Genomic DNA, 12,278 nt, shown 5'->3' with positions numbered 1-12,278 from the left:
AGGGGGGTGGGTGTTCCGCGCCCCCCGCGCGGGTGCTATCCAAGATCGTTTGGGATCAGGTGCGTGAGGGCGTCGTCCATGTCGATCCACAGGTGCTCGTTGCCCGGCAGCACCACGTCGTAGGTGCGGTCCAGGAAGTCGGCGAGCTCCTGGGCGGACGCCTCGAACACGGCGTGCCCGGACGGCGAGTTCAGCTCGATCATCACGGACTCGGGGTCCTCGACCGACGGGCGGATGCGGACGTCGCCGTCCCCGGCCTCGGCCAGCAGGCCGTCGGCGAGCAGGTCGCGGGCGTACACCCATTCGACCCAGCCGGCACGGCCGGTGCGGAACGCCGCCACGACCGCGTACGGGTCGCGGGTGTCGTACCGCAGCTCCACCTTCACCGGCACGGCCGGGGCACGCGGCGCGAGGAGGTCGAACACCGCTGTGGAGCGGAGCGTCACGTGGTCGTTGCGCATCGTCTTACCTTTCGTCTCCCTTCACGGCCCGCTCGGCCGAGCTTCGAGTGTGAGACGCACGTACCCGCCGTCTCGCTTCGCGAAATCCCCGGGCTTCACCCGGACGGGTTCGCGGCACCTCTCGCACTCGCGCTCGCGCGGTACCGGCCTGCGGGACCGGCCTCGCTGATCGTCTACCCACATACTGCTCGGTTTGACGCGGGCACGACAGCGTGGCTTCGCCGCCCGGCACGTGACCTGGATCGCTCCACGGCCGGGACCCACCTCGATCACCTCGGGCTTCTCCGCAGCGTGTCGGGTCATATCCGCAGCGTGTGGTCCAAAGACCACCCGTTTGCAGTGCCCGGCAGGCTATCCGCTAGAGTTCCCTCTCGTACGGACGGGGGCGATTAGCTCAGCGGGAGAGCGCTTCGTTCACACCGAAGAGGTCACTGGTTCGATCCCAGTATCGCCCACCACCGAAACCGGCCCCAGGTGAAGCCACTCTGACGTCCAGTCCCAAGGCTTCCAACCTGGGGCTGTTTTGTTTCATTCCGGCACTGGTTCCACGTCACTCTGGCGCGGGAGACCGCCGTCACCTCACCCCGTTCGGCCCCTGGGTCCGGCCTGACGGCTGCGTGAAGCGGTGTGGTCGCGGTAACATGAAACGCTCGCTCCTGCTGCTGAAACGAGGTGAGTTCGCTGTCGCCGCACCGGAACTCCGACGAGCCTCCCCCCGCCGAAGATCGCGACTACTCCCTGCGCGCCGTCGACCGGGTGTGCGCCATCCTCAACCTGCTGCAGGAGTCCGTGGACGGCATCACCCTCAACGAGGTGGTCGAGGCCACGGGGATGCCGAAGTCCTCGGCCTACCGCTACCTCTGGACGCTGGAGACCCACCGCTATGTCGAGCGTGACGAGGCGACCGGCCTGTGCCGGCTGGGTCTCGGCTTCCTCGGCATGCAGTCCCGGCACCTCGAGCTGCTGCGCGAGCGGGTGCGGCCGTGGCTGGAGGGCGTGCGGGACGAATTCGGCGAGACCGCGAACCTCGGCCTGCTGGACAGCGACCACATCATCTACATCGACATCATCGAGAGCCGCCGGGGCGTCCGGCTGGCCGCCTCGCGCGGCGACCGCGACCCGCTGCACTCCACGGCCCTGGGCAAGGCGATCACGGCGCACCTGCCCGAGGCGCGGGTGCGCGAGCTGCTGGAGCGGTCCGGGATGCCGGCGCGCACCGAGCGGACCATCGTCACGATCGAGGACTACTTCGCCGAGCTGGACAAGGTCCGGGCTCAGGGGTACGCGGTGGACGACGGCGAGAACGAGGCCGACGGGCGGTGCGTCGCCGTGCCGTTGCTGGGGACCAACCTGCCCGCGGCGATCTCGCTGAGCGCGCCGGCGGCGCGGTTCCCGCAGCGGGACGTGGCCGGGGCGGCGAAGGCGTTGCGGCGCATCGCGGAGCAGATTTCCACCCGGCCCTCCGGCGAGGTGGCGTAGGCATCCACCGGATGCGGTCCGTGATTCCGGCCCGAGGTCGCCGCGCGCCGTGGAGATTCTTTGGTGGAAAGGGAACCCCGGTGCACCGGGGAGGGCGGAAAGACGCAAGTGCGCCGAGGTTCCCTCGCCAACCAGCCGCGGCCGGGGTGTCAATGGCTGTGGCACTACAGCTGGCCGCCGCGCCGGTGAGGAACAACCGTGCGGCGGGAGCAATCCTCGCCGCCGGGCGGCCCTCCGGCAATGCCCCGAACGGGGCAATTTCAGCTTCTACGTTTTACTAGATGAAACACATGCGGAAGTGGTCAATTAACCGGCTACCAGGAGTAGTGGTTTGCGGGTGAGCAACGACCGCGGTCCGTCACCTGGCTGTGATCGAACCGTGGCCGGAGAGCTGCCGGATCACTGGGCAAATTCCTTGGAGTGGCTTGTAACACCACTCTGAACGTCACCGATTCCAGGGCAGATGCCACCCCAGCCGGGGTCGGCGGAGCAAAGAGCACGATTACTTTGCGTAATCGTCGGCGTGATCGGGGCGCGCCGGCACCCAGCCGGACGTCGCGGGAGGTCGGATGGAAGAGCCGGTGCGGAAGCCCATGCCGCTGGGGGAGGCGGTCCTGGGTTCCGAGACGCGAGGCCCCGCGGGCCACGCCCGGCTGCACGCCGTCGGCCCGGGCGAGAAGGCCACTCCACGCGCGGCCGCCCAGCCGTGGGAGAACCGGTACCGCGCCTACGTGATCACCGCGGACGTGGTCGCCACGCTCGTGGTCATCGTGACCGGCGCGCTGCTGATCCTCGACATCACCGGGCGGCCCTACTTCCTGCACGCGTCGGGGACCGCGCTCGCGATCCTCTGCTCGCTGCCGCTCAACCACGCCTGGAGCCAGCACGTGCTCGGCGAAGGCACCGAGGAGTTCCGCCGCCTCGGGCGCAGCCTCGTGATCGCCGCCGTGGTCGTCGCGCTCGCCGGGCTGCTCTTCGGCGCGCTCGACGTGCAGCCGTGGGTCTTCTACGCGGTGCCGGCCGTCGCGGTGATCGCGTTCCCGCTGCGGTACGGGCTGCGACAGGTGCTGCACCGCAAGCGGCGCGCCGGCGAGTGCATGCACTCGGTGATCGCGGCCGGGTCGCCGGACACGCTGCGCGACCTGATCGAGCGCACCCGCACCGAATCGCACGTGGGGTGGCAGGTGTCGGCGGTGTGCACCGCGACCGGGCAGGGCGAGCGCGCCACCGGCGAGATCGGCGGCATCGCGGTGGCCGGCCGCCTCGACGAGCTCGCCGACCAGGTCCGCCGCGGCGGTTACCGGGTCGTGGCGGTCACCTCCGATCCGCATTGGACCCCGGAGCGGCTGCAGCAGCTGGCGTGGGACCTCGAGGGCACGGGCGCGGAACTGGTCGTCGCCCCGGTCCTGATGGAGATCGCCGGGCCGCGGCTCAACGTGTCCGGGGTGCTCGGCATGCCGCTGCTGCGGGTTTCGGCGCCCACGTTCACCGGCGGCCGCCGCGTCGTCAAGGACATCGTCGATCGTATGGGCGCCGCCGCGCTGATCGTGCTGGCCGCGCCGCTCCTGCTCGGCATCGCGTCGCTGATCAAGCTCAACGACCGCGGCCCGGTGTTCTACCGCCAGCTGCGCGTCGGCCGCGACGGCCGCACGTTCACCATGGTCAAGTTCCGCACCATGGTCATCGACGCCGACCGCCTGCGGCACGGCCTGCTCGGCGACAACGAGGGTTCCGGCCCGCTGTTCAAGCTCCGCCGCGACCCGCGCATCACCCGGGTCGGCGCGGTGCTGCGCCGGTACTCCCTCGACGAGCTGCCGCAGCTGTTCAACGTCCTCGGCGGCACCATGTCGCTCGTCGGCCCGCGCCCGCCGCTGCCCGGCGAGACCGAGAACTACGAACGCGCCGCGCGCCGCAAGCTGCTCGTCAAGCCGGGCATGACCGGGCTGTGGCAGGTCAGCGGCCGCAGCGACCTGTCCTGGGAGGAGAGCGTCCGCCTCGACCTGCGCTACGTCGAGGACTGGTCGCTGGCGCTGGACATGGCGATCCTGTGGAAGACGTTCCGCGCGGTCACCGGAGGCCGGGGCGCGTACTGACGCCGACTCTGGCACCCTTGCCGGACGTGCAGGCTCTCACCTTCCCCCGTCTCCGCTCGGTCGCGCTGCTCGGCGCCCACTGCGACGACCTCGCCATCGGCGCCGGCGGCGCGCTGCTCACGCTGTGCGCGCACCGCCCGGACCTCGAGGTGCACGCGCTCGTCCTGTCCGGCGGCGGCACCGAGCGCGCCGCCGAGGAACAGGCCGCGCTCACCGAGTTCTGCGCGCCGGCGCGCGTCGAGCTGACCGTGCTGGACCTGCCCGACGGGCGGATGCCGGCGCACTGGAACGCGGTCAAGGACGCGGTCGCCGCACTGCGCGGCCGGGTCACGCCGGACCTGGTGTTCGCGCCGCAGCCGGCCGACCGCCACCAGGACCACCGGTTGCTCGCCGAAATCGTGCCCACCGTGTTCCGCGACCAGCCCGTGCTCGGCTACGAGATCCTCAAGTGGGACGGCGACCTCGGCCAGCCGACGGTCTACCAGCCGCTCACCGAGGAGGTCGCCGAGGCGAAGGCCGACCTGCTGGCCAAGCACTACCCCTCGCAGCACGGCCGGGACTGGTACACCCGCGACGCGTTCCTCGGCCTGGCCCGGCTGCGCGGGGTGCAGCAGCACACCCGCTACGCCGAGGCCTTCTACGTGGACAAGCTCGCGCTGGCACTCGGCGAGGGGGCGCGGTGATCACCTGCCGGGCGTGCGGCGCCACCGACGGCGAGGTCGTGCTGGATCTGGGGGAGCAGCCGCCGTGCGACCTGTTCCCGCCCGCGGCCGACCCCGGCCCGGATCCGGTGTGGCCGCTCCGGATGTGGATGTGCGCGCGGTGCGCGCTGGCCCAGCTGGCCGAGGATCCGGGCACGGCCGAGGAACCCGCCGGGGTGGAGCCGAAGGCGCTGACCGACCAGGCCGCCGCCGCGGTCGCCCGGCTGACGGGCGCCGGGCTGGTGCGGCCGGGCGCGACCGTGGCGGAGTTCGGCAGCCCGCACGGCGGCTCGTGGCTGCCGCTGCTGCGCGCCGCGGGCATGCGGGAGGCGGCCGAGGGCGAGCCCGCGGACGTCGTGGTCGACTGCTTCGGGCTGATGCACGAACCGGACCAGCGGGCGGCCATGGCCCGCCGCGCCGCGCGGCTCGCGCCCGGCGGCGCCCTGCTGATGCAGTTCCACTCGCTGGCCTCGATCGTCCGGCAGGGGCAGTGGAACGCCTTGCGGCACGGGCACTTCGCCTACTACTCCACCCCGGCCGCGATCACCCTGGCCGCCTCCGCGGGCCTGCGGCCCGGCCGCAGCTGGACCTTCGACCTCTACGGCGGCACCGTGCTCCTCGAACTCGCCCGTGACGCGAGCCCGGCGGCGGAGACCGCCGGCCTGGTGGCCGGGGAACGCGCCGCCGGGGCCGACCGGATTCCCGTCGTCGCCGGGCTCGGTCGGGCCGTCGAAGCGGGCTGCGACCGCGTCCGGGCGCGCTTGCGGGAGCACGCGGGGAAGCGCGTCGTCGGCTACGGCGCCGCGTCCCGGGCGGTGGTGTTGCTGCGCCGCGCCGGAATCGATATCGATCTGTTGCCGGAGATCGCGGACGTCTCGCCCGCGAAGCACGGTCGGCGGATGCCCGGTACCCGGATTCCAGTGGTATCAACGGAAGTCCTCACCCACCCGATCCCGCGCGCCGTCCTGCTGTTCGTCCCCGATCTCGAGCCCGAGGTGCGCGCCGCCTTCCCGCAGCTCGACGGCGACCACTGCGAGTGGATCGTGGCGTGAATCGTGGCCGGTCAATCCGGTCAAAACGCGAAGATGATCTCTTCCCAGTGACTTCTCGTGGGGTCGGGCACTACGGCGAGTGGCAGTGATCACCCGATCGGGGTGAACTGATCACCCGGTTGCTCGTAACGCTGACCACTGCCATCCCTATAGTCACGTTGACATAGGCCCCTTTTCCGGGGCGGGAGGATCGATCACCGGGGAGCACGCCGCACCATGTCAGCCCAGACGCTGTCCTGCCGCCTGTGCGGTTCGCCGGGTCTGCGCAGCGTGGTCGACCTCGGCGCGAGCCCGCCCTGCGAGTCGTTCCTCGCCGCGGCGGACCTCGACGCGCCGGAGCCGGCGTACCCGCTGCACCTGCGGATCTGCCCGGAGTGCCTGCTGGCCCAGCTGCCGCCCCTGATCGATCCCGCCGAGACGTTCACCGAATACGCTTACTTCTCGTCGTTTTCCCACTCCTGGCTGGCGCACGCCGAGAAGTTCGTCGACTCCGCGGTGAGCCGCCTCGGGCTCGGCCCGGACTCCTTCGTCGTCGAGGTCGCCAGCAACGACGGCTACCTGCTGCGCAACGTCGTCGGCCGCGGCCTGCGCTGCCTGGGCATCGAGCCGTCGGTCAACGTCGGCGCGGCCGCGCGCGCGGCGGGGGTGCCGACCCTGACCGCGTTCCTGACGCCGGAGACCGGCGCCGCGGTCCGCGCCGAGCACGGGCCCGCGGACCTGGTGGTGGCCAACAACGTCTACGCGCACATCCCGGACGTCCTCGGCTTCACGAAGGGCCTGCGGGCGCTCGTCGCCGACGACGGCTGGGTCTCGATCGAGGTGCAGCACCTGCTCAGCCTCGTCGAGCTGACCCAGTACGACACGATCTACCACGAGCACTTCCAGTACTACACGCTCGCCTCGGCGCAGCGGGCGCTCGCGACCGGCGGCCTGGCCGTGACCGACGTCGAACTGCTGGACACGCACGGCGGCTCGATCCGCGTGTGGGCGCGGCCCGCCGAAGCCGCGGGCGAGCCGTCCCCGCGGGTCGCCGAGGTGATGGACACCGAGCGCGCCGCCGGGCTGCACGACCTGTCCGGCTACGCCGGCTTCGCGCGCCGCGTCGAGGAGATCCGGCTGTCGCTGCTGGAGTTCCTGATCGGCGCGAAGCGCCGCGGCGAGCGGGTCGTCGGCTACGGCGCGCCGGGCAAGGGCAACACCCTGCTCAACCACTGCGGGATCCGGCCCGACCTGCTCGAGTACACAGTGGACCGCAACCCGTACAAGCACGGCCGGTTCACCCCCGGCACGCGGATCCCGATCCACGAGCCCGAGCGGATCGCGGCGGACCGGCCGGACTACGTGCTCGTGCTGCCCTGGAACCTGCGCGCCGAGCTGACCGAGCAGCTGGCGTATGTCGCGGACTGGGGCGGCCGCCTGGTGTTCGCGATCCCGGAACTGGAGATCGTCTCCCCGAAGAATCCCGCGCTGCACGCTGTCGAGGTGAACTGAATGAAGGTGGTGCTCTTCTGCGGCGGCTACGGCATGCGCATGCGCAACGGCCCCGCGGACGACGTGCCCAAGCCGATGCAGATGGTCGGCCCCCGGCCGCTGCTGTGGCACGTGATGCGGTACTACGCGCACTTCGGGCACACCGACTTCATCCTGTGCCTCGGCTACGGCGCGCGGCACATCACGGACTTCTTCCTGACCTACACCGAGACCGCGTCCAACGACTTCGTGCTGCGCGGCGGTGAGGTCGAGCTGCTGTCCACCGACATCAGCGACTGGTCGATCACGTTCGTGCACACCGGCGTCGAGTCGCCGATCGGCGAGCGGCTGCGCCGGGTCCGCAAGCACGTCGAGGGCGAGGAGATGTTCCTCGCCAACTACGCCGACGTGCTCACCGACGCCCCGCTCGACGTCATGGTCGACAACCTCGCCGCCTCCGACGCCGGCGCGTCGATGATGGTGGTGCCGCCGCAGTCCTCGTTCCACTGCGTGGAGTTCCGGGACGGCACCAACCGGGTGTCCGGGATCAGCTCGGCGAGCCGCCTCCCGCTGTGGGAGAACGCCGGCTACTTCGTGCTGCGGCAGGAGATCTTCGACCACCTCCCGGAGAACGGCGACCTGGTCGAGGACGGCTGCGCGGCGCTGGCCGAGAAGGACCGGCTGATCGCCTACCCCTACCGCGGCTTCTGGCAGCCCGCCGACACGTTCAAGGAACGCGCCGCGCTCGACGCGGCCTACGAAAGCGGCGCGCGGCCGTGGATGCTGTGGGAGCGCCCGGCCCCGATCCCGGCGGAGGTGCGCTGATGCGGGTCCTGCTGACCGGGCACCAGGGCTACCTGGGATCGGTGATGGCGCCGGTGCTGCGCGAGGCGGGGCACGAGGTGCTGGGCCTGGACTCCGGCCTGTTCGCCGCGTGCGTGCTCGGGCCCGCCCCGGAAGACCCGCCGGGCGATCCGGTGGACCTGCGCGACGTCACCGCCGGCCGGCTGTCCGGTGTGGACGCCGTGATCCACCTGGCCGCGCTGTCCAACGACCCGCTCGGCGCGCTCGCGCCGGAGCTGACCTACGAGATCAACCACACCGCGTCGGTGCAGCTGGCCAAGCTCGCCAAGGACGCCGGCGTGCGCCGCTTCCTCTACGCCTCCACCTGCTCGGTGTACGGCGCGGCGGGGGACGACCTGGTCACCGAGGACGCGCCGCTGCGCCCGGTCACCCCGTACGCGGAGTCCAAGGTGCGCGTCGAGGACGACCTGCACGACCTCGCCGACTCCGGGTTCAGCCCGGTGTACCTGCGCAACGCGACCGCCTTCGGGTTCTCCCCGCGGCTGCGCGCGGACATCGTGCTGAACAACCTGGTGGGCCACGCCGTGCTCACCGGCCAGGTGCGGGTGCTCTCCGACGGCACGCCGTGGCGGCCGCTGGTACACGCGCACGACATCGCCACGGCCTTCGCGGCGGCGCTGACCGCGCCCGCCGAAGCCGTGCACGACCGGGCGTTCAACGTGGGCACCGAGGCCAACAACCTCACGGTGCGCCAGATCGCCGAGTCCGTGGTCACCGCCGTGCCGGGCTCGGAACTGCTCATCACCGGCGAGGCGGGCCCCGACCCCCGCTCCTACCGGGTGGACTTCTCCCGCATCCGGGAAGCGCTTCCCGGGTACGCGGCCGTCTGGTCCGTCGAGGACGGCGCCCGCGAGCTGGCCGGGCACTACACCCGCCACGGCCTGACCATGGACGCGTTCACGCAGCGCTACACCCGTCTCGCGTGGCTGAAGTCCGAGCAGGCAGGCGGCCGTCTCGCGGAAGATCTGCGAAGACACCGAACCTGACCGCAGGGCCGCGCGTCACACGATCGAGCACCAGCCCCGCACTTCCCCGACCCGCGCACCAGCCGACCCGGTGTGCCCGCCAGCAAGGACAGCACGGCGTTGACGATCATGGATTCCCCCAGTCCCGTCACCGACTACGAGAACCTGGGCGACGCGTTCGCCTTCGCCGCCGCGCACCCGCCCCGCCGCGGGCCCGACCCGCGCGTCACCGTCGTGGTGCCGGCGAAGAACGAGGCGGCGAACCTGCGTGAGATCCTGCCCGAGCTGCCGCCCGTGCACGAGGTGCTGGTCGTCGACGCCGACACCGGGGACGGCACACCGGAGGTCGCGCGTGCGGCGCGGCCGGGCGTGCGGGTCATCAAGCAGACCCGGCGCGGCAAGGGCAACGCGCTCGCCTGCGGATTCCTCGCCGCGTCCGGCGACGTGATCGTGATGTTCGACGCCGACGGCTCGGCCGACCCCGCGGAGATCCCGCGGTTCGTGGAAGCGCTCACCGACGGCGCGGACTTCGCCAAGGGCACCCGGTTCGCCCCGGGTGGCGGCAGCCACGACATCACACACCTCCGCGCCGCGGGCAACTCCGGGCTCAACCGCCTGTCCAACACGCTCTTCAGCGCCGGGTTCACCGATCTCTGTTACGGCTACAACGCGTTCTGGCGCGATTTGGTTGCCTTGCTGAACCTGCCGCCGGTGTTCGCGCCCGCGGGCGAGGAGATGCTGTGGGGCGACGGTTTCGAGATCGAGACCGTGATCAACTGCCGGATGGCCGCGCTGGGACTGTGGATCACCGAGGTCCCCAGCGTCGAGCGGGCGCGCCTGCACGGCGAGACCAACCTGCGCACCTTCTCCGACGGCGGCCGGGTGCTGCGCACGCTGGTCGCCGAATGGCAGCGGGTCGGCCGCCAGCGCCGCAGCCGCCGGTTCGGCCTGTTCACCCCGGAGCCGGTCGTGGACACCCCGGCGCCGCTCGCGCTGGACACGGGAGCCCCCGAAGCATGACCTCGTTCGACACCACCGTGGTGATCTGCGCCTACACCGAAGAACGCTGGGACGACCTGACCGCGGCGGTCGCCTCCGCCCGCGACCAGTCCGCGCCGCCGCGCGAGATCATCGTGGTCATCGACCACAACCCGGAGCTGGAGCGGCGGGCCGCCGCGGAGTTCGTCGGCGTGACGGTGGTGCCCAACGCCGGGCGGCGCGGCCTGTCCGGCGCCCGCAACACCGCGGTCGGGCTCGCCAAGGGCGACGTGATCGCGTTCCTCGACGACGACGCCGAAGCCGCGCCGGACTGGCTGGAGCAGCTGCTGGCCGGCTACCGCGACCGGGACGTGCTGGCCGTCGGCGGCTCGGCCCGCCCGCGCTGGCCCGGCGGGCAGCGGCCGGCCAAGCTCCCGGCCGGCCGCGGATCGGTGCACGGCGAACTGGACTGGGTCGTCGGCTGCACCTACACCGGGCAGCCCACCGCGGAGGCGCCGGTGCGCAACCTGATGGGCTGCAACATGTCCTTCCGCCGCGAGGCGTTCACGCTCGCCGGGCTGTTCTCCGAGGACCTCGGCCGCATCGGGCGCACGCCGCTCGGCTGCGAGGAGACCGAGCTGTGCATCCGGCTGCGCCAGGCCTCGCCCGGCGCGCGGATCGTGTTCCGGCCGCAGGCGGTGGTGCGCCACCGCGTCACCCCGGAACGCACCACCTGGGCGTACCTGCGCCGCCGCGGCTGGGGTGAAGGGCTGTCCAAGGCCTACGTCTCGCGCCTGGTCGGCAGCGAGGCGGCGCTGTCCACCGAGCGCGACTACCTGAGCCGGACCATCCCGGCCGCGGTGGTGCGCGAATTCGGGCGGCTCGCGTTGTTCCGCACGTCCGGCGCGGCCGGCGTGCTCGGGCTGGTGACCGTGGTGTCCTCGACCGCGGCCGGGTACCTGCGCGGCAAGGCGCAGATCCGCCCGGCGCGGCCGCGCCCGTCGTCGTCGCTGGTGCACGGCCCGATCCACATCGCCACCGTGGACGCCCGCACCGCGCCCGAGGAACTGCCCGTGCCGCACCGGCCGGTCGGCCACTACCGCGCGGCGCAGGTGCTCGTCCGCGACGGCGACCGCACCCTCGACGTCCTGCTGCTCCCGGTGGAACGCGGCGTCGTGCGGCTGCCGAAGCTGGCGACCGCGCCCGCCCCGCGGCGACGGCCGGAGTTCACCCGGCCACCGGTCAGCGTCGTGATCCCGACCGCGTACCGCAAGCGGCAGGCCGTGGCCAGCGCCCGCGCCGCGCTGGCGGCCGGGTACCCGGACCTCGAGGTGATCGTGGTCGACAACCTGCCGCGGCTGCCCGAGGGCGACGACTGGCTGCGCGCCGAGGTGGAGGCGCTGGGCGCGCGGTACGTCGTGGAGCCGCGCAAGGGCGTCAGCATCGCCCGCAACACCGGCGCCCGCGTCGCGAGCCACGGCCTGATCGCGTTCGTCGACGAGAACATCACCGTCGAACCCGGCTGGTTCGACGCCGTCACCGAGGAGTTCGCCGCCGACCCCGCGGTCGGGTGCGTGACCTCGCTCGTACTGCCCGCCAGCCTGGAGACCGACGCCGAGGTCCTGTTCGAACGGCTCAAGGGCTACAGCAATTCGGTGCGGTGGCAGCGGATCGACCGGGACACCGCGCGCGAGGACCCGCTCTACCCGCTGTCCATGGCGCGCTACGGCCCGGGCAGCTGCGCGACCTGGCGGCGGGAGGTCTTCGAGGAGCTCGGCGGTTTCGACCCGCTGCTCGGCGCGGGCACCCCGACGATGGCGGGGGAGGACCTGGACCTGTTCGTGCGGCTGGCCTACGCCGGCGGCACGGTGGTCCACACCCCGCACGCCGTGGCCCGGCACATCCACCGCGCCGACTGGCTCGAACTGCGGGAGCGGATGCGCGGCTACGGCGTCGGCCTGGCCGCGATGCTCGTGCTGTCCGTGCGGCGCCGCCCGGTTTCGGCGTTCTCGATCCTGCGCCGGGTGCCCCGCGGGGCGGCCCGGCTCGCGTCCCGCACCCCGGAGCTCCCGCTGTCCGACCGCGCCGCCCGGTCGCGGTTGCGGCAGCTGCGCCGCGACGAGCGCCTCGGGCTGCTGGGTGGCGCGGCGGCGCTGATGCGGGCCCGGGGTGAGGCCGGATCCGGCCGCCGGTGAAGATGGAGGGCGACGGGCAG

General features: G+C 72.3%; 10 protein-coding genes and 1 tRNA gene. 10 read left to right on the top strand and 1 reads right to left on the bottom strand.

Annotated elements, in window-relative coordinates:
• Nucleotides 1-35: 35 nt before the first annotated feature.
• A complete protein-coding gene (locus AMYTH_RS0111825; protein ID WP_017987927.1) occupies nt 36-461 on the bottom strand; it encodes an SsgA family sporulation/cell division regulator in 426 nt (141 codons plus the stop codon).
• 383 nt (nt 462-844) lie between these two features.
• Here AMYTH_RS0111825 and AMYTH_RS0111820 point away from each other — a divergent pair.
• From AMYTH_RS0111820 to AMYTH_RS0111775, 10 genes are all read left to right on the top strand, one after another.
• Nucleotides 845-919 (top strand) — tRNA-Val (locus AMYTH_RS0111820).
• A 214-nt stretch (nt 920-1,133) separates the two neighbouring features.
• Complete coding sequence (locus tag AMYTH_RS0111815; protein WP_027930498.1) at nt 1,134-1,940, top strand: IclR family transcriptional regulator; 807 nt, start codon at nt 1,134-1,136, stop codon at nt 1,938-1,940.
• Nucleotides 1,941-2,509: 569 nt separating this feature from the next.
• Nucleotides 2,510-4,033 (top strand): sugar transferase, encoded by a 1,524-nt coding sequence (locus AMYTH_RS0111810; RefSeq protein WP_027930497.1) that lies wholly within the window; start codon nt 2,510-2,512, stop codon nt 4,031-4,033.
• Between the two features lie 17 nt (nt 4,034-4,050).
• Nucleotides 4,051-4,716, top strand: a complete 666-nt coding sequence (locus AMYTH_RS0111805; RefSeq protein ID WP_027930496.1) for a PIG-L deacetylase family protein — start codon at nt 4,051-4,053, stop codon at nt 4,714-4,716.
• Nucleotides 4,713-5,786 (top strand): class I SAM-dependent methyltransferase, encoded by a 1,074-nt coding sequence (locus AMYTH_RS0111800; protein ID WP_027930495.1) that lies wholly within the window; start codon nt 4,713-4,715, stop codon nt 5,784-5,786. Before AMYTH_RS0111805 ends, AMYTH_RS0111800 begins: the two co-directional genes overlap by 4 nt.
• A 216-nt stretch (nt 5,787-6,002) precedes the next feature.
• Nucleotides 6,003-7,277 (top strand): class I SAM-dependent methyltransferase, encoded by a 1,275-nt coding sequence (locus AMYTH_RS0111795; RefSeq protein ID WP_027930494.1) that lies wholly within the window; start codon nt 6,003-6,005, stop codon nt 7,275-7,277.
• Complete coding sequence (locus AMYTH_RS0111790; protein WP_017987933.1) at nt 7,278-8,081, top strand: glycosyltransferase family protein; 804 nt, start codon at nt 7,278-7,280, stop codon at nt 8,079-8,081. It abuts the gene before it with no gap.
• Nucleotides 8,081-9,106, top strand: a complete 1,026-nt coding sequence (locus AMYTH_RS0111785; RefSeq protein WP_027930493.1) for an NAD-dependent epimerase/dehydratase family protein — start codon at nt 8,081-8,083, stop codon at nt 9,104-9,106. Before AMYTH_RS0111790 ends, AMYTH_RS0111785 begins: the two co-directional genes overlap by 1 nt.
• Before the next feature lie 72 nt (nt 9,107-9,178).
• Complete coding sequence (locus tag AMYTH_RS0111780) at nt 9,179-10,105, top strand: glycosyltransferase family 2 protein (RefSeq protein ID WP_027930492.1); 927 nt, start codon at nt 9,179-9,181, stop codon at nt 10,103-10,105.
• Nucleotides 10,102-12,258 carry a glycosyltransferase family 2 protein gene (locus AMYTH_RS0111775; protein ID WP_027930491.1) on the top strand — a complete coding sequence of 719 codons (2,157 nt, stop codon included), beginning with the start codon at nt 10,102-10,104 and terminating at the stop codon, nt 12,256-12,258. The genes AMYTH_RS0111780 and AMYTH_RS0111775 overlap by 4 nt, the downstream gene beginning before the upstream one ends.
• Nucleotides 12,259-12,278 lie beyond the last annotated feature (20 nt).

Origin of the sequence: Amycolatopsis thermoflava N1165 (genome assembly GCF_000473265.1) — a bacterium.
Taxonomy (GTDB): domain Bacteria; phylum Actinomycetota; class Actinomycetes; order Mycobacteriales; family Pseudonocardiaceae; genus Amycolatopsis_E; species Amycolatopsis_E thermoflava.
This window is presented reverse-complemented; position numbering and strand designations above follow the sequence as displayed.